Raw genomic sequence first — 17,678 nt, 5'->3', positions numbered from 1 at the left:
AAAGGCCGGCCCACAGTTGGCATTTTCTCATGGTGCCGAAAGCTCGACTATCTTGAACACCTCAATGTTCGGATTACCATCGGCGTTATCTTCTTCGCCGAATGGCAGAGCGAGGTTTTTGAACACAGCCGGACACTCTGGGTCGCCTGCGAAGGACATACAGCCCGGTGCACCACCCTCATTCTCATTTAAGTTGGAAGCAGATACCAAGGCAGCATAGTCGATTGCGACTGCGTAATCCCCTAACTCGTATCCTCCCAGAGCCAAAGACACGTCTACACGGTTATCAGCTAAACACGGGGTGGGAGCATCACCGTTTTGCAGTTCAGAGGTCCCGACGTCACAACCTGTGCTGCCTAGGTGGAAATTCCAACGGCTTCCACCTTCATAGGTTGGTACTACGTCCGCTCCGATAAATTTGTAACCATTCTGCCAGCTCCAGGCCATACCGGTCGCAAGACCAGGGTTTCTCAACGGTTCTTCTGCGCCGGCTTGATCGACATGATTCAGTTCGAATGGTACACCTATGGTAAATTCGAAGTGGCTGATGGTTTTCGCCGGGTCAATATCGGCAGTACCCACCAGAGAGTCCTTGAAGCCCGGATTTTCATCTGTACCTGAGACGCATACGTCCGTCGCATCTCCGGCGTCGTTTACTGTTGCTGTATCGCGGAAGTCCAGCAATGCCACCTGTGCGTTCTGACCGGGCGCATCTACGTCCAGATTGAATGGAATTTCTTCGCCCTGGTCTGTAACAAGGCGTATATTGCTGATAAACACCCTGAAGTCGACAAACGTAACGTCTGTTGAATTCAAGCCTAGGCCAGTGAAGGTCTGACCGCATGTCATCGGATCAGTGCCCACCAATGCCTTGAAGGGTATTGTCAGTTCGGTTACCCCGGTGACGTCTTCTGTTTCCGTAGAAGACGAAGACGAGCTTCCGCCACAACCACTCAGCAATAAGCCACCGGCGATCAAACAATAGATTCCATATTTTTCCACGTCACACTCCAGTTGTTGTTAATAATTGTTAGCGTTAGTCATCTTATTAAAACTCACTCATTATCTTTGGCTTAAGCACAAATATGGATGTGACATGTTGTCGCGGCAGCCTGGCTTTCACGGGCCCCATCCGGGCACTACTTTCATTCATCGGTTTGTGTCAGGCCCCCGTACTCCCTACACTGTTATTGAACCAGTTAAATCCGATACACAGGGAGAATGGCAAAGTGAGCAATAAAGAATTGCAAGCACTGAAAGAACGCTATGTTGCAGCCGGTGTGGCAAGCCCAAATGAGCAATTTGCCGACCACGCAACCAACGCAGAACTGTGGGACGCAGACGGCAAGCGCATGATCGACTTCGCTGGCGGTATCGGTGTGCTCAACATCGGCCACAGGCATCCGAAAGTCGTTGAGGCGGTAAAAGCCCAGCTGGATAAGTTGATGCATACCTGTCAGACGGTTATGCCCTATGAGGGCTATGTGCGGCTGGCTCAAAAATTGAGTGAGGTTGCCCCGGTAAAAGGCCATGCCAAGGTTATGCTGGCTAACTCCGGTGCCGAAGCTCTTGAAAATGCGATCAAAATCGCCCGCGCCGCGACTGGCCGTAACAACATTATCTGCTTCGACGGTGGGTATCATGGTCGTACGTTTATGACCATGGCGATGAATGGTAAGGCGGCACCCTATCAGACAGATTTTGGCGTAATGCCGGGCACTGTTTACCGTGCACCCTATCCTGTGCCTTATCACGGCGTCAGCGAGGAAGAGGCCCTGCGTGGTCTGCGCATGACCATGAAAGCCGATTCTCCGGCTAACCAGACGGCTGCTATTGTGCTGGAGCCGGTACTGGGTGAGGGCGGCTTCTATGCGGCGCCGACCAGCTTCCTGGAGGAGATCCGCAAGATCTGTGACGAAAACGGCATCATGATGATTGTCGACGAAGTCCAGAGTGGTTTTGGTCGTACTGGCAAAATGTTCGCCATTGAACACAGCGGTGTTAAGCCGGACATTATGACCATGGCCAAGAGTATGGCGGATGGCATGCCGATTTCAGCTATTGTTGGTACAGATAAGTACATGGACTCGTCAGGCCCCAACTCTCTGGGCGGCACCTACACCGGTAGCCCGACAGCCTGCGCAGCCGCACTGGCGGTGTTCGATGTATTTGAAGAGGAAGACATTCTGGCCAAAAGCCAGCGCCTGGGTGAGAAGTTGAACAAACGCTTTACCCAGTGGCAGGAACAGTTCACCCATGTGGACAACGTTCGAGGCCTTGGCCCCATGGCCGCGTTTGAACTGGTTGAGAGCGCTGACAACCGCAAGCCCATGCCGGAACTGGCCGCAGCCATTACCCAAAAGGCCAAAGAAAAAGGCCTGATTCTGCTGAGCTGTGGATTGTACGGAAACACGCTTCGTTTCCTGATGCCGGTCACCATCGAGGACAATATCCTTGAGGAAGGCTTGGCAATTGTTGAAGAAAGCCTTAAAGAAGCAGGCGCATGATATAAGTGTTGTCCGTCGAAAAACCGAGCCTCCGGGTTCGGTTTTTTTATAGCGTTCGTCGTATACTGCCCCTAGCCGTTTCACCAACCAGGCAGAACTATGAACTCATCGAATACCCACTCTGCACCTGACCACAAACCCAGACCCTGGGTCGATCTTCTGGTCAGTATCATTATTCCATCCGTTATTCTGATGAAATTCAGCGGCGACGAGTATCTTGGCAGTGTTAACGCCTTGATACTGGGCTTGGCCTTCCCCTTGGGCTGGGGGCTGTTCGAGTTGGTCCGTTACCATAAGAAGAACTTTATCGCGCTACTGGGCCTCATCAGTGTCGGGCTAACGGGCGGTATTGGTTTACTTGAACTGGATGCCGGTTGGCTGGCCGTAAAAGAGGCAGCCATTCCCGCAATTATCGGTCTGGCGGTACTGGTGTCTACCCGCACCAAATATCCTCTGGTCCGTACGCTTCTCTATAACCCGAATGTACTCGATGTGGAAAAAATCCACCGCTCTCTGGAAGAGAAAAACTGTGTCGGGCAGTTTGAAGCACGTTTACTGAAAGCCAGCTACTTTTTTGCCGGTACCTTTCTGTTCTCCTCCATCATGAACTACGTTCTCGCACGTTGGATCGTGGTCAGCCCTTCCGGCACCCAAGCGTTTAATGAAGAACTCGGCAGAATGACGCTCGTGAGTTATCCCATGATTGCGATCCCCTCCATGGTGATGATGATGCTTATCTTCTATTACCTGTGGAGAACCATACGCCGTCTGACGGGGTACACTCTGGAGGAAGTAATGGCACCGCATCTTGCGGAGAAAGAGAAGGCAAGATCTTAAATAACACGCCTTGATTCAAATAACGTACATACAGAAACGCTAACCTACTGATTTTCTGATGCAAAAAAGGCGGCCAAAGTAATTTGGCCGCCTTTTTTAATCGTCAAATACCAAGACTTATCAGATATCCAGGTTGTGCACTTCCAGTGCGTTGGTCTGGATAAAGTCACGACGAGGTTCAACGTCGTCACCCATCAGTGTCGTAAAGATCTGGTCAGCCGCTATAGCGTCATCAATCTTCACTTTCATCATCCGACGGGTTTCAGGGTCCATGGTGGTTTCCCACAACTGGTCCGGATTCATTTCACCAAGACCTTTGTAACGCTGAATATTCAAACCCCGCTGGGCTTCCTTCATCAACCAACTCAGTGCCCCTTCAAACGACAATACGGCCTGCTTGCGTTCACCGCGTTGTACGTAGGCTCCTTCCTCAATAAGCCCGTTCAGCGTCTCACCCAGGCGAGCAATGGCGCCGTAAGATGGCGACTCGAAAAAGTCATGGCTGAAAACGTGTTCATGGGGAATACCGTGTACGTAGATGGTGACCTTGGGCAGGTACAGGCCACGCTCGGAATCTTTTGAAACCGAGAAGGTATACTTGGTGCCGGTACGTGTATCCACGTTCAAGCCTTCGCCGAGGCGGGATGACCATGCAGAAACTGTTTGCTCGTCCTTCAGAGACTCAGGCTTCAGAGTTTCGTTTTGAAGCATCCGTTCGAGCACTTTAGCAGGGTAAGCACGGGACAGCCGGTCAATCATTGCCATTACGGCCTGATAATCCTTCACCATCGTCTCAAGGGCAGAGTCCTTGAGCGGAGGAGCTTCCGGATTAACGTATAGCTGCGCGCCTTCCAGTGAAGTCTGGGTCAGGAAGGCTTCCTTTGCCTTCTCATCCTTCAGGTACTGCTCCTGCTTGCCACGCTTGACCTTATAGAGGGGTGGCATGGCGATAAATACGTGGCCGCGCTCAATAATTTCCCGCATCTGGCGGAACAGGAACGTCAGCAGCAAGGTGCGGATGTGAGAACCATCCACGTCAGCATCCGTCATGATAATGATGGAGTGATACCTGAGCTTATCCGGATTGAATTCTTCCCGGCCAATACCACAGCCCAGAGCTGTAATCAGAGTGCCAACTTCGGCAGAGGAAAGCATTTTGTCAAAGCGTGCCTTCTCTACGTTCAGGATCTTACCTTTCAGCGGCAGAATAGCCTGAGTCTTGCGATCCCGGCCTTGTTTTGCGCTACCACCGGCCGAATCACCCTCCACTATGAACAGTTCGGAAAGCGCGGGATCTTTTTCCTGACAGTCCGCGAGCTTGCCTGGCAAGCCTGCAATGTCCAGTGCGCCTTTACGACGGGTCATATCCCGCGCTTTACGGGCAGCTTCACGAGCTCGCGCTGCTTCAATCATTTTATTGACGATCAGTTTGGCTTCGTTTGGCTGCTCTTGAAGATACTCAGCAAAGCTCTGATAAAGCTCCTGCTCGACCGCTGTTTTCACTTCCGAAGACACCAGTTTGTCTTTGGTCTGTGAAGAAAACTTGGGGTCTGGCACTTTAACGCTGATGATCGCTGTCAGTCCCTCACGAGCGTCGTCACCCGAGGTGCTTACTTTGGACTTTTTCCCCAGCCCCTCAAGCTCAATGTAATTGTTCAGGGAGCGGGTGAGGGCGGCTCGGAAGCCTGCCAGATGAGTACCGCCATCGCGCTGCGGTATGTTGTTGGTGAAGCAGTAGATATTTTCCTGGAAGGCATCGTTCCACTGCATGGAAACTTCTACAGAAATCCCGTCTTCACGCTCGCGAACGAAGTGGAAAACACGATTTATTGGTGTTTTATTGGCATTGAGATGCTCAACAAACGCCTTCAAGCCTCCTTCGTACTGGAAGACTTCCTCTTTACCACTACGCTCGTCCGTCAGTCGAATACGGACACCACTGTTCAGGAACGCAAGTTCCCTTATACGTTTGGCGAGGATATCGTAATGGAATTCGATGTGGCTGAAGGTTTCTGGAGACGGGATAAAGTGAACCCTGGTTCCCGAAGCGTCTGTATCACCTACCGGGCTCAAAGGCGCATTGGGTACACCATGGGTGTAAACCTGCTCATACACCTTGCCATCACGGCGGATGGTCAAGGTGAGCGTTGAGGAGAGGGCGTTTACAACGGAAACCCCCACACCGTGGAGACCACCGGAAACCTTATAGGAGTTGTCATCAAACTTACCCCCGGCGTGAAGTACTGTCATGATGACTTCAGCCGCAGAGACGCCTTCTTCTTCATGGATATCGACAGGAATTCCACGGCCATTATCCTGAACACTCACCGACTCATCCGGGTGTATGATAATGCCGATTTCGGAACAGTGCCCTGCGAGAGCTTCATCGATGGAGTTATCCACCAACTCAAAGACCATGTGGTGCAGACCTGTGCCGTCGTCTGTATCACCAATGTACATCCCAGGCCGTTTGCGCACCGCGTCCAGACCTTTCAGGACTTTGATACTGGCGGAATTGTAGCTCGATTCACTCATTAAAAAACTCCTGAAGCGTAAGGGCCGGCACTGTCTTTCTAGCCGGTTTTATTCTTCCTTCAATTTGCCATGTTCCACGTGGAACATTCGATAATCAGGTATCTGGCTACCCTGCCACAGCACCTCCGGATCCGGACGTTCAATGGCTGTAATGAATACCTGGCAACGTAAATCCTGTAACTTTCGAGCCAACATTATTCTATGGCCCTCATCCAGCTCGGCATTAATATCATCTAACAGGAAACTGACCTGTTTCCCGAGATCGTTCAACACCATGCACTGGGCAATCTTCATCAGGATAACGAGGGTTTTCTGTTGGCCGCGTGAAAACGTTTCGGCAACAGGTCGACCCTGAAATCTTATCCGGATATCCGCACGGTTGGGCCCATAAAGAGTGTGCCCCATACGAATTTCCTGTTCCCTGTGGGATACAAGCACATCTACCAAAGATTGACTCGTATCCCACCCGGGATAAAACTCGAGTTTCAGACCCTTTGTCCAACTCACATCCACTTCGTGAACCAGATCATCGAACGCACTTTTAAATTGATCAAAAGTAGCTTTTCGGACCTCACTTATTCTTTCACTCAGCGCCGCGTACTGGGCATCCCAGACACGCAACATGGCTTCGTCCAGTCTACCATTTCTCAGCGTTTTATTCCGCTGTGATGTGACTCTCTGGCACTGCTGCCAGCTGGATGCGAAAGAAGGTTCCACGTGGAACACCGCCCAATCAAGAAACTGCCGACGCTTTCCCGGACCACCGGCAACGATATCAAAAACACCCGGATCGATGACGGAAACCGGTAAATGCTTTGCTAGCGAAGACAGACTGCGCACGCCTTCGCCATCTACGCGGAGCGTTGTTTCCTTTTGGGCAACATCACGAGATATGCCTAAACGATGAGCCAGCACACCCGACGATTCTTCATTCCGCTTATCGTCAAATCCATAGTCCAGACCACCAAAGACTGTGAACCTGCTTTGACCGTGTTGAACAACAGCCTGATGGCGATTTACACGAAAGGAGCGCCCAAGGCCAAGGTACCCGATAGCCTCAAGTACACTGGTCTTCCCGCTGCCGTTGGCTCCATAAAGCAGATTGAACGAAGGTGAGAACGAAACAGGTTCAGCCGGAGAAAGGTTGCGAAAAAACTCGGTATGAAGCTTTACCAGCGCCATAGAAAGGACAGCTCATCACGGCAACAAGGGGAATGGACGTATCCACGAAAAAAGCAGCATATCACCGTCTCGTGAAATGCTGCGCCAGTGTACAAAACACAGCTAATGAAGGCGACCCGCCTCAGTGAAGCATGTTAAGACGCTCGTCCATGAACACATCCATCTCCGGCGCAAGGATGTGTACGTAGCGATCGAAATACAGAAACTGTTTCAGCAACAAGGCAAACTCCCGGGGAAAGTGCAGACCGTGACTTTCGCCAACTTTCACCATGTCCATTAAAATGCTGTTTACATCGTCTTCCGCCTGGTCCGCCTGATAGGGTACGTGATCAGGAACCATTTTATCCATCTGCTGATATAGCTTGCGCAGATCCGCTGCAAGATCCGATGCCTTAACAGTCTGATTGGTAATCCCGATACGGATCATGGCCTCTGCCATACCATCGAAGTTACCTACCATCACCGACGAAATGAAATCACTGACTGCCTGCCAGGTGTCTGGCCGAATCCGTCCGACGATCCCGAAGTCAATAAAGCCTACACGGCCATCCTCTAATACCATCAGGTTGCCCGCATGCACATCCGCATGGAAAAACTCGCACTGCGTAAGACTAGCGAACCAGGTATTCATAGCAGTAATCAATGTCCGCTCTGGATCCTTTGCATAACCCCGGATACTTTCGAGATCTGTCAAAGGCACGCCGTGGAAACGTTCCATGGCGAGAATCCTACGGGTACTGCAGTGTTCGTAGACCAAGGGAACCGTTGCATCTTCATTGTGCGTATCTTGGAGAAATTTGCGAAACACCTTGAGGTTATTGGCCTCCTTGATGAAATCGCATTCCTCCATCATGGTGCGCTGAATTTCTTCAACGATACCGGAGAGTGATGTCCAGGAGAGTTTCGGCGCCAGGGTTTCCAGGATCCGTGCTGAGAGGTACAGAAAGTTAAGATCCGTCAGCAGGATATTTTCTACACCGGGCTTTTGAACTTTGATCACAACATCTTCACCGGTTACCAGCCGGGCTGCGTGCACCTGCGCGATTGAGGCAGAAGCCAGAGCCACCGGGTCGATTTCCGCGAACACCTGATCAATTGGCAGATCGAGTTCATCGCGGATGATGCGTTTGATTACACCAAAAGGGAGATTGGGCGTTCGGTCCAGACAATACTGAAACTCTTCAACGTATTCTTTCGGGAAGAAAGTTGGTGAGCTTGCGATGAACTGTCCCAACTTGATATAGGTTGCACCCAGGGACTCAAATGTCTGGCGCAGCAATCGTGGAGCAGGGGGACGCTCGCCCCCGACCCATTTGACACCTGTCCGGCCCAATACAGAAAGGGTTTGCCCGATCCTGAAGGCGCCTTTGATTCCGTTGACTAGGGTGCCCATCAATCTTCTCCTAAAGCCTCATTGGCATAACAACATACAGGCAGCGATTATCGTTCTGGGATTCGATCAGTGCGCTACTATTCGGATTAGAAAGCGTCAACTTCACCTGGTCTTCATCCAACGCATTCATGACATCCACCAGATAGCCGACGTTAAAACCGATCTGCAAGGATTCACCCTGATAGTCGACCGACAGTGCATCTTCGGCCTGTTCCTGATCGGGGTTGTTGGCAAACACCTGGAGTTCGTTCGTCGCGAGATTCAGGCGAACACCGCGGATGTTTTCATGGGAGAGGATGCCGGCGCGCTGAAGCGTATTCTTCAGAGTGGCGCGGTCCGCCAGAACTATCTTGTCGCCGCCCCGGGGAATGACCCGGTTGTAGTCCGGAAACTTACCTTCAATCAGCTTGGACGTGAAGGTGTAGGAACCAACGGTTGCGCGCAGATGGTTATCACCGATTACCAATGTTACCGGTGTTTCCACATCATCAAGCAGCCGTGAAAGTTCCAGTACGCCTTTACGGGGAACAATCACCTGGCGGGGTTCAGCACAACCCGTGTCCAGCTCAACATGCGCCATTGCAAGGCGGTGACCATCGGTTGCCACTGTACGTATGTGGCTACTATCCACCTCCAGCAGCAACCCGTTAAGATAATAACGGACATCCTGCTGTGCCATGGCGAAGGCTGTGGCATCGAACATGCGCCTGAGTTCTTTTTGGGGCAGTTCAAGCCGGAAGCTTTCGGGTTCATCTTCTACGTTCGGAAAATGCTCCGCAGGTAGAGTGGAAAGCGTGAAATGGCTTGCGCCACACCGCACATGCAGCCGATCACCTTCAAGCACCAGTTCTATCGGTGCTTCGTCACCCAGGGCCCGGCAAATGTCTGAAAGTTTACGGGCCGGGACAGTAATTCGCCCGGGCTGGTCAACATGAACGGGTGTAACCCGCCCCACCAGCTCCACTTCCATGTTCGTCCCGGTCAGGATCAGTGAATTGTCTTCGGCTACCAGCAGCACATTGGACAGCACCGGCATGGTCTGCTTTTTTTCAACGACACCGGCAATGCTTTGCAACGGTGTGAGCAGGGATTCACGGCTGATCGTCAGTTTCATGTCACTCAGCTTTCTGTTGTTGGAAGGATGAATGTGGTCTTCATGTGGTCAGCAATCTCATAAAGTTCTGATAGTCTTCGCGGATGCCCGGGTCTGTTTCCTGCAATTCCACAATCTTTTTGCAGGCGTGCAAAACCGTTGTGTGGTCGCGCCCACCGAACGCATCTCCGATTTCCGGCAAGCTGTGATTGGTCAGCTCTTTGGAAAGCGCCATGGCCACTTGTCGGGGCCTGGTCACTACGCGGGTCCGTCTCTTCGAATGAAGATCCGCAACCTTTATTTTATAGTACTCAGCTACCGTTCGCTGGATGTTATCAATACTCACCTGCTTTTCGTGCAAGGCAAGCAAATCCTTCAGACTCTCCCGGATAAACGGCGGCGTAATTTCAGACCCTGTGAAGTGAGCATTCGCTATCACCAAACGAAGCGCACCTTCTAGCTCCCTTACGTTCGAGCGAATCTTTTGGGCAATAAAAAATGCAGCCTCGCTACTGAGTTTTACGTTAACCTGGTCTGCCTTTTTCATCAGGATCGCAACGCGTGTTTCCAGCTCAGGCGGCTCTACCATAACGGTCAGCCCCCAACCAAAACGCGATTTAAGGCGCTCCTCCATATCCACAATTTCTTTGGGGAACCTGTCACAGGTTACAATCACCTGTTGCCCGCCTTCCAACAACGCATTGAAGGTGTGAAAAAACTCTTCCTGCGAACGCTCTTTACGAGCGAAAAACTGAATATCATCGATCAGCAACGCATCGACAGATCGATAGTAGCGTTTGAATTCATTGATCGCATTCAGTTGCAGCGCCTTGACCATATCAGCAACAAACCGCTCCGAACGCAGATAAGCTACCTTGGCGTTGGGATTACGACGGACAATATCATTCCCGATAGCATGCATCAGGTGGGTTTTACCCAGACCAACCCCTCCATATAAAAACAACGGGTTGTAGGCTCCGCCCGGGTTTTCCGCGACCTGCATCGATGCTGCCCGGGCCAATTGGTTGGACTTGCCCTCGACAAAGGTATCGAACGTAAAGCCTTCATTCAGAAAGCTCTGATGTTTGATATCACCCTCTACCTGGACAGGCCGACGCCCGCCATTTGATCTGTATTCATTAAGATGTGCCTGGGGCTGGCCGCCTGAGGTTGCCGCGACACCTTTTTCTTCCTCGGTAACCCTGCCACCTGCCTCATCCTGTGCTTTGGCAGGTGAGGTTTTTTTAGCCAGTTCCGAGCGCATAACCGGTTCGCTTTCCCGGGGAGCCGATCCGACTTTCATACCGACTCTCGGGGCCTGACCATTATTCAATTCTTTGAGCACTTCCTCTATACGCCGGAGATACTTCTCATTCACCCAGTCCATAACAAAACGATTAGGTGCAAACAGCATCAGCTGCCCCTCTCGATGATCGGACTGGAGGGGCCTGAGCCAGGTATTGAACTGTTGTGCGGGAAACTCATCCCGGAGTACTTCAAGACATTGATGCCACATGCTGTTAGGCACGACCGTCTGCTCCCGAAAACGCATAGATTTCTGAAACCGGACAAGGGTCGTCCGATTCCGAAAGATGACCAAGGATTCTAACCTGCCGGCTCCCTCAGTGAAAGAGTAAACACCTCGCTATAAACAGCCTGTGGAAATATATATTCTTTGTTATCAATTTGTTAAGAGTTTACACACAACCTTGTGTACAGAAAATTCTTTAATACGGAGTTACCCACACACCTTTGTGCACAACAGGCCGCCAACTCTGTGAACAATCATGGAGGTTCCGGTGGATAACTGGAGAAATTCGTGCAGGCGCTACTTGTCCACAATCCGTTATGCTCTTATGCACAAGGCTCAAGCGCACTTCTACTCAGCTTTGTCAATGATCCAAGGTATTGATCTTTCTTTAATAAATACGCTTTTCCACAGAAATGGAGCTGCGTAATAACAGTAATAATAGAATCTTTAAAAGAATTATAAAAAAGCCTATAACTACTGTTATTCATGGAACCAGCGGATATTCCTCTGCCATTTTGGAACCCTCTGGATGAGCCCCTCGCACATCGGCACAAGCGCGTACCAATAAACATTGAACCCAGGATAAAATTTGCATAGAATGCCGCTCCTGTTTTGGTTATTAATTTTTCAACCAACTCTTCAATGTTCAACACACGAATTGTGAGATAGTCACCATGAAAAGAACGTTTCAACCAAGCGTCCTGAAGCGTAAGCGCGTTCACGGTTTCCGTGCCCGTATGGCAACTGCCAACGGCCGCAAGGTAATTTCCCGTCGTCGTGCCAAAGGCCGTGCCCGTCTGTCTGCGTAACCTGTCGCTCGCCTTATGAAGGCTTTGAATTTCCCGAAATCGCATCGTCTTTTACGACCCGCCGATTACGGCAAAGTCTTCAACGACGTGCAGTTGAAGGTTCCGCATAGGAATTTTCTGATCCTGGCAACTCCGAATAACCTCGGACATGCCAGGGTCGGTCTTGTTTTTGCAAAAAAGAATCTGAAGTTATCGGTACAGCGAAACCGGATTAAACGCCAGGTGCGGGAAACCTTTCGTCACCAGCCTGAACTCCCCGGAATGGATATTATTGTACTTGGTCGTCAGGGGCTTGCGTCTCTCGATAACCAGACAGTTAGCAAATCCCTTAACGGTCTCTGGCAACGGTTAACGAAAAAGTATCATCAGCTCCCCACATCACAGCCTGCAGGATCTTCATCCTCCGGTGAGGGAAAGGATTAATGCGTAACTTGCTGCTTCTTCCTATCCGTTTCTATCAGTACGCTGTCAGCCCTTTGATGGCAAGCCACTGCCGCCATTACCCCACTTGCTCGCAATACGCTGTAGAAGCTATTTCTCATCACGGTTCACTAAAAGGTTTATATCTTTCCGTAAAACGCCTTTTGAGATGCCATCCATGGGCCGAAGGTGGATATGATCCGGTTCCTGGAACTTTACAATCCGGGCCAGAAGACGTGATCAAGTGCTGCTCGCAGGCTGACCATTCCTCAATAACAACCCAGACCAGACAGTAACTCTATGGATATTCAACGCATCGTATTATTCGCCGGCCTGGCAGTTGTCAGTTATCTGATGGTGCTGGCATGGAATGAGGATTATCACCAGCCAGTGCCCACTGAGCAGGTGGCAGAATCATCGCGTATACAGACAGATAACAGTTCTGTTGGGTCTGATTCCATGGTGCTTCCAGGCGAGACAGCCCAGCAAACAACGGCTACGAATCGCGCAGATGAAGAGTTCGCAACTCCTGAGGGTCAACAATCGGTTGCCAGTATGGCAAGCAACAAAGCCAATGTGACCGACCAGTACATCACCATCAAAACCGATGTATTTGATCTCGTTATCGATCGTGTAAGCGGTAATCTTGTCAAAAGCTCTTTGCTTGACTACGACAAGACACTAAATGGTGATGAGTCACTAACTCTCTTGAACAACACAGAAAACCGCTTTTACGTGTTGGAAAGTGGCCTTATCGGCCAAAATGGCCCAGACAGTGCAAAAAATGGTCAAGCGCCTGTCTACGATACCGATGCGACCAACTATGAACTTGCCGAAGGCGAAAATGAGCTAACCGTTAATCTTGTTCACACCATGGACAACGGCGTTAGCATCACTAAACGTTATAAGTTCGAACGTGACAGCTATGAAATTGATGTTCGTTATCTGATTGACAACGGTTCCAGCGAGAACTGGCAGGCTAACTTTACCGGTAAGATTGTTCGCGATCAGGCGCCTGATCCCACATCTGGGCCAAGCATGGGAATCAAGGCTTTTCTTGGCCTGGTAACCAGTTCTCCGGAAGATCCTTATGAAAAGTATGATTTTGACGATCTGGAAGAGAACCGTATCAATCAAACCGTCACTAACGGCTGGATGGCGTTCTTACAACATTATTTTCTTGCTGCCTGGGTACCGGAAAGAGATCAGCCGGCTCAGTTTCAGACGACTCGTCGCGGTCCTTTGCATGTAATGGGCTTTGTTTACCCCGCTACAACCGTTGCGCCGGGTGAAACAACAGAAATCGGTGCCCGTGCCTATGTCGGCCCTAAAATTATCGATCGTCTGGAGGCCGTTGCACCAAGTCTCGATCGTACGGTGGATTTCGGTTGGCTGTTCTTCATATCGCTTCCTCTGTTTATCATCATGGAATGGTTTCACAGCATTGTCGGCAACTGGGGCGTAGCGATTATCCTTCTGACAGTGTTGGTTAAAGGCGTGTTCTTCAAATTGTCCGCCACCAGCTATCGTTCCATGGGTCGTATGCGTGCAGTTGCCCCGCAACTCACCCGTCTGAAAGAACTGTATGGCGATGATCGCCAGCGCATGTCCCAGGAAATGATGGCGCTGTACAAGAAGGAGAAAATCAATCCTCTGGGTGGCTGTCTTCCGATTCTGGTGCAGATGCCTGTGTTCATTTCCCTGTACTGGGTGCTGTTCGAAAGTGTGCAGTTACGCCATGCACCATTCATGCTCTGGATTCACGATCTTTCAGTGATGGACCCTTACTTCATCCTGCCAATCCTTATGGGTGCCAGCATGATGTTGCAAATGAGTCTGAACCCGACTCCGCCAGACCCGATGCAGGCCAAGATCATGAAGCTGATGCCAGTGGTCTTTACCGTCTTCTTCCTCTGGTTCCCGGCTGGTCTGGTACTTTACTGGTTGGTGAACAACATTCTGTCGATCAGTCAGCAGTGGTACATTACTCGCAAGATCGAAGCAGAAATGGCCGAGAAGAAACACTGATCAATTGGCTTATTGATCGCTCAGTAAAGGCTCCGTAAGGGGCCTTTACTGTTTCAGGAACGGGTAAAACTCTTGTGTAAGAGGCAGGTATCATGAACGTCAGCTCAACAACACCGGATATTTCCTATGGCAGCGACACCATTGTTGCCATAGCTACAGCTCCTGGTCAGGCCGGGGTTGGTATAGTTCGCGTGTCCGGGCCGCAGGCAAAGACTATCGCTGCCACTATGTTGGGCTACACACCTAAACCAAGATACGCTCATTATGGGCCTTTTTTTGATCAAAACCGTGAACTGATTGATGAAGGAATCGGCCTGTTTTTCCCTAACCCGAACTCGTTCACCGGTGAAGATGTTTTCGAGTTACAGGGCCATGGTGGCACCGTTATTCTGGACTTGTTGCTGCGCGAGGTGCGTAGTCTTGGCGCACGTCTGGCGCGCCCTGGAGAGTTTTCTGAGCGGGCTTTTCTTAATGACAAGCTGGATCTGGCCCAGGCTGAAGCCATTGCAGATCTGATCGAGAGCAGCTCAGAACAGGCAGCTCGCTGCGCTGTGCGCTCCATGCAAGGTGTGTTTTCACGGCGTATTGAAACTCTGGTGGAGTCGGTAACTCATCTGCGTATCTATGTGGAAGCAGCTATCGACTTTCCGGAAGAGGAAATCGACTTCCTGGCGGACGGTAAGGTTGCTTTGGACCTGCAAGCCTTGTTGGAACAGCTTCAGGGCATTATGAGCGAAGCCGAGCAGGGAACAATCCTGCGCGATGGTATGAAAGTGGTGATAGCCGGCAGACCCAATGCAGGCAAGTCCAGTCTGCTTAATGCCCTCGCAGGCAGAGAAGCGGCGATCGTGACGGCTATAGAAGGTACAACACGGGATGTTTTGCGGGAACATATCCATATCGATGGCATGCCACTGCATATTATTGATACCGCAGGTTTGCGAGACAGCCCGGATGAAGTGGAACAGATCGGCATTGCCCGGGCCTGGGACGAAATTCGCCAGGCCGACCGCATTCTGCTCATGGTGGATGCCACCACTACGGATAAAACCACTCCCCACGAAATATGGCCGGATTTTATTGATCAGTTACCTGCTTCAGCTCCGGTCACGGTGATCCGCAACAAGGTGGATTTGAGTGGAGAGAGCGTGGGTATCTCAGAGTTACCTGGAGACCACGCACCGGTAATTCGTCTTGCGGCGAAATCCACCGATGGCCTGGAAGTACTGCGTGATCACCTCAAACAATGCATGGGCTTTGCCAGTACTACGGAAGGCGGCTTTCTGGCCAGGCGCAGACATCTGGATGCTTTGCAGCGGGCGTTGGATGCTCTGGTCCAGGGTCAGGCGCAGCTGGAAGGCTATGGCGCTGGCGAGTTGCTCGCTGAGGATCTGCGAGCTGCTCAGGATGCCTTGGGAGAAATCACCGGTCAGATTACGCCCGATGAGCTTTTGGGGAAGATTTTCGGTTCCTTCTGCATCGGGAAGTAAAACAGCCATGGTCCTTTCGCTTTGCAACAAGCCGGTTAAAACCCGGTAACCTCTCCCGACAATTACAGAATTATATCTTCTTGGAATTCAATGAATTTCGGATTCTTCACGCGCCGGGCACTACAGCTGTCTGTATGAAAACTCTGTAGGGTAGCGCGCCAGAGTTCGAATAGTAGCCGGCTTTTGGATAGGCTGGCCAGGGCAGATATCCGAAATCCAATACAATTGGGAATTCAGAATCCTGGTATTTCAAAGTCAGAGGAGCAATTGTTATGAACGCACCACTGAACGAAAAAACCATCGCATTTCTGGCCACAGACGGTGTCGAACAAATCGAACTTACCCGTCCCTGGAAAGATCTTCAGGGAGCAGGAGCAAACCTTCACCTTGTTACTCTGGAAAAGGGTGAAATTACTGCCTATCACCATCTCGATGAAGCACACAGTTTCGAATCAGACAAGGTTGTTAACGAGGTAACCGCAAATGACTATGACGCCCTCGTTTTACCAGGCGGTGTTGCCAACCCAGATGCCTTGAGGATGAATGAAGATGCCGTTTCGTTTGTGAAGCACTTTTTCAACAGCCAAAAACCGGTGGCCGCTATCTGCCACGCGCCCTGGTTGCTTATAGAAGCAGGTGTATTGAAAGGTAAAACGCTCACTTCGTTTCCCAGCTTGCAAACCGATATACGTAATGCAGGAGGTACCTGGGTAGATAAGGCAGTTTCCGACGATGATGGTTTGATTACCAGCCGCAGCCCCGATGATCTGGATGCATTTTGCGCGCGCATTATTGAGGTGTTGTCGCCGGTTTAGTGCTGGACGTTCGCTGCAGGCACAAGCAACTGCGTGATTACCCGGTACTTGGAAACTATAGAGGTCCGATCGCCCCAAGACAGTTTTTGCTGTCTGGAGCAATTTATATAGGAGACCTACGATGAGCCAGTTACAGGATCCGCGATACAGATACCCGACCCCGGATTTTCCGGAACAGCAACAAAGCATTCCCGGTCGCGAAGGGCAAATGCGCCCCCGCGCCGATCATGGCGAAACCACCTATCAGGGTAGCGATAAACTTAAGGGGCGTGTCGCACTTATTACAGGTGCAGATAGTGGCATCGGCCGCGCCGTAGCGCTCGCCTACGCGAGAGAGGGCGCCGATGTTGCGTTTAGCTACCTTGAAGAAGAGGCTGATGCCGAAGAAACCGCCGAGCTGATTCGTAAGGCGGGCAGGAAAGTACTGGCAGTAAAAATGGATCAGACCCGGAGTTCGGAATGTGACGAACTGGTAGAACGAGTGCTCCGTGATTTCGGCCAACTCGATATTCTGATCAACAACGCCGGGTTCCAGCAAACGTACAGCAGCCTGGAGGAAGTACCTGACTCCGAACTCCGCCATACCATCAGCACCAATATTGAAGGCATGATCTATCTATGCCGGGCGGCGCTCCGGAAGCTCCCGCCGGGTGGATGCATTATTAATACAACGTCAATTCAGGCATTCAAGCCGAGCAACAATCTTGCTCCCTATGCGGCCACCAAAGCAGCGATTGTCAACTTCACACTGTCCCTTGCAGCGGAAGCCATCAATCACGGTGTAAGAGTGAACGGCGTGGCGCCTGGCCCTGTATGGACACCCTTGATACCCACCACTTTCCCGCCTGATAAAGTCCCCGAGTTCGGCGCCAACAGCTTACTTGGCCGGCCGGCGCAACCCGCTGAACTTGCGCCTGTGTATGTGTTTCTGGCCTCCCCGGAATCCAGTTATATAACTGGAGAAATATACGGCGTAACCGGTGGCAGCAAGCAGCTTTAGTCAGTCGAGAAGAGAGAAGGCAGCCTGCGAAAAACACA

The 17,678-nt window shown here is 51.0% G+C and carries 15 protein-coding genes; 9 read left to right on the top strand and 6 right to left on the bottom strand.

Annotated elements, in window-relative coordinates:
* Window positions 1–27 precede the first annotated feature (27 nt).
* Window positions 28–1,002, bottom strand: a complete 975-nt coding sequence (locus tag Q4501_RS06430) for an MbnP family copper-binding protein (protein WP_303595189.1) — start codon at window positions 1,000–1,002, stop codon at window positions 28–30.
* Window positions 1,003–1,229: 227 nt separating this feature from the next.
* On the opposite strand from Q4501_RS06430, the gene gabT reads away from it, so the two are divergent.
* Both gabT and Q4501_RS06420 read left to right on the top strand, forming a co-directional pair.
* Window positions 1,230–2,507 (top strand): 4-aminobutyrate--2-oxoglutarate transaminase, encoded by a 1,278-nt coding sequence (gene gabT, locus Q4501_RS06425; protein WP_303595187.1) that lies wholly within the window; start codon window positions 1,230–1,232, stop codon window positions 2,505–2,507.
* A gap of 99 nt (window positions 2,508–2,606) precedes the next feature.
* Window positions 2,607–3,344: a VC0807 family protein gene (locus Q4501_RS06420; protein WP_303595185.1), complete on the top strand. Its 738-nt coding sequence runs from the start codon at window positions 2,607–2,609 to the stop codon at window positions 3,342–3,344.
* Between the two features lie 120 nt (window positions 3,345–3,464).
* Here Q4501_RS06420 and gyrB read toward each other — a convergent pair whose 3' ends face one another.
* From gyrB to dnaA, 5 genes are all read right to left on the bottom strand, one after another.
* Entirely contained in the window at window positions 3,465–5,879 is a 2,415-nt protein-coding gene (gene gyrB / locus Q4501_RS06415; RefSeq protein ID WP_303595183.1) for a DNA topoisomerase (ATP-hydrolyzing) subunit B, read from the bottom strand.
* 48 nt (window positions 5,880–5,927) lie between these two features.
* A complete protein-coding gene (recF, locus tag Q4501_RS06410; protein WP_303595181.1) occupies window positions 5,928–7,061 on the bottom strand; it encodes a DNA replication/repair protein RecF in 1,134 nt (377 codons plus the stop codon).
* Window positions 7,062–7,182: 121 nt separating this feature from the next.
* Window positions 7,183–8,454, bottom strand: a complete 1,272-nt coding sequence (locus Q4501_RS06405) for an AarF/ABC1/UbiB kinase family protein (protein WP_303595179.1) — start codon at window positions 8,452–8,454, stop codon at window positions 7,183–7,185.
* A gap of 10 nt (window positions 8,455–8,464) precedes the next feature.
* Complete coding sequence (gene dnaN / locus Q4501_RS06400) at window positions 8,465–9,568, bottom strand: DNA polymerase III subunit beta (protein WP_303595177.1); 1,104 nt, start codon at window positions 9,566–9,568, stop codon at window positions 8,465–8,467.
* Window positions 9,569–9,608: 40 nt separating this feature from the next.
* On the bottom strand, window positions 9,609–11,075 hold the full coding sequence (dnaA, locus tag Q4501_RS06395) for a chromosomal replication initiator protein DnaA (RefSeq protein ID WP_303595176.1): 1,467 nt from the start codon (window positions 11,073–11,075) through the stop codon (window positions 9,609–9,611).
* 677 nt (window positions 11,076–11,752) lie between these two features.
* Between dnaA and rpmH the strand changes: the two genes are divergently transcribed.
* The 7 genes from rpmH to Q4501_RS06360 all read left to right on the top strand — a co-directional run bounded on the left by rpmH (window position 11,753) and on the right by Q4501_RS06360 (window position 17,640).
* Complete coding sequence (rpmH, locus tag Q4501_RS06390; protein WP_008172542.1) at window positions 11,753–11,887, top strand: 50S ribosomal protein L34; 135 nt, start codon at window positions 11,753–11,755, stop codon at window positions 11,885–11,887.
* 15 nt (window positions 11,888–11,902) lie between these two features.
* On the top strand, window positions 11,903–12,310 hold the full coding sequence (gene rnpA, locus Q4501_RS06385; RefSeq protein ID WP_303595174.1) for a ribonuclease P protein component: 408 nt from the start codon (window positions 11,903–11,905) through the stop codon (window positions 12,308–12,310).
* Window positions 12,310–12,603: a membrane protein insertion efficiency factor YidD gene (gene yidD / locus Q4501_RS06380; RefSeq protein ID WP_303595173.1), complete on the top strand. Its 294-nt coding sequence runs from the start codon at window positions 12,310–12,312 to the stop codon at window positions 12,601–12,603. Before rnpA ends, yidD begins: the two co-directional genes overlap by 1 nt.
* Window positions 12,604–12,607: 4 nt before the next feature.
* Complete coding sequence (yidC, locus tag Q4501_RS06375) at window positions 12,608–14,335, top strand: membrane protein insertase YidC (protein ID WP_303595171.1); 1,728 nt, start codon at window positions 12,608–12,610, stop codon at window positions 14,333–14,335.
* Between the two features lie 119 nt (window positions 14,336–14,454).
* Window positions 14,455–15,825: a tRNA uridine-5-carboxymethylaminomethyl(34) synthesis GTPase MnmE gene (gene mnmE / locus Q4501_RS06370; RefSeq protein WP_303595486.1), complete on the top strand. Its 1,371-nt coding sequence runs from the start codon at window positions 14,455–14,457 to the stop codon at window positions 15,823–15,825.
* A 272-nt stretch (window positions 15,826–16,097) separates the two neighbouring features.
* Window positions 16,098–16,640, top strand: coding sequence for a type 1 glutamine amidotransferase domain-containing protein (locus Q4501_RS06365; RefSeq protein ID WP_303595169.1), 543 nt, complete (start codon window positions 16,098–16,100; stop codon window positions 16,638–16,640).
* 121 nt (window positions 16,641–16,761) lie between these two features.
* Window positions 16,762–17,640: an SDR family oxidoreductase gene (locus Q4501_RS06360; protein WP_303595168.1), complete on the top strand. Its 879-nt coding sequence runs from the start codon at window positions 16,762–16,764 to the stop codon at window positions 17,638–17,640.
* Window positions 17,641–17,678 lie beyond the last annotated feature (38 nt).

This window comes from Marinobacter sp. 2_MG-2023 (assembly GCF_030546935.1).
Lineage (GTDB): Bacteria > Pseudomonadota > Gammaproteobacteria > Pseudomonadales > Oleiphilaceae > Marinobacter.
Note: the sequence above shows the minus strand (reverse complement) of the source record. Positions and strands in the feature narration are given on the sequence as shown.

Excerpts from the sequence above, each read along its gene's own strand:
- Q4501_RS06420 (WP_303595185.1), top strand. The coding sequence starts at position 2,607 with ATGAACTCATCGAATACCCACTCTGCACCTGACCACAAACCCAGACCC.
- gyrB (WP_303595183.1), bottom strand. The coding sequence starts at position 5,879 with ATGAGTGAATCGAGCTACAATTCCGCCAGTATCAAAGTCCTGAAAGGT.
- recF (WP_303595181.1), bottom strand. The coding sequence starts at position 7,061 with ATGGCGCTGGTAAAGCTTCATACCGAGTTTTTTCGCAACCTTTCTCCG.
- Q4501_RS06405 (WP_303595179.1), bottom strand. The coding sequence starts at position 8,454 with ATGGGCACCCTAGTCAACGGAATCAAAGGCGCCTTCAGGATCGGGCAA.
- dnaN (WP_303595177.1), bottom strand. The coding sequence starts at position 9,568 with ATGAAACTGACGATCAGCCGTGAATCCCTGCTCACACCGTTGCAAAGC.
- rpmH (WP_008172542.1), top strand. The coding sequence starts at position 11,753 with ATGAAAAGAACGTTTCAACCAAGCGTCCTGAAGCGTAAGCGCGTTCAC.
- rnpA (WP_303595174.1), top strand. The coding sequence starts at position 11,903 with ATGAAGGCTTTGAATTTCCCGAAATCGCATCGTCTTTTACGACCCGCC.
- yidD (WP_303595173.1), top strand. The coding sequence starts at position 12,310 with ATGCGTAACTTGCTGCTTCTTCCTATCCGTTTCTATCAGTACGCTGTC.
- yidC (WP_303595171.1), top strand. The coding sequence starts at position 12,608 with ATGGATATTCAACGCATCGTATTATTCGCCGGCCTGGCAGTTGTCAGT.
- Q4501_RS06365 (WP_303595169.1), top strand. The coding sequence starts at position 16,098 with ATGAACGCACCACTGAACGAAAAAACCATCGCATTTCTGGCCACAGAC.
- Q4501_RS06360 (WP_303595168.1), top strand. The coding sequence starts at position 16,762 with ATGAGCCAGTTACAGGATCCGCGATACAGATACCCGACCCCGGATTTT.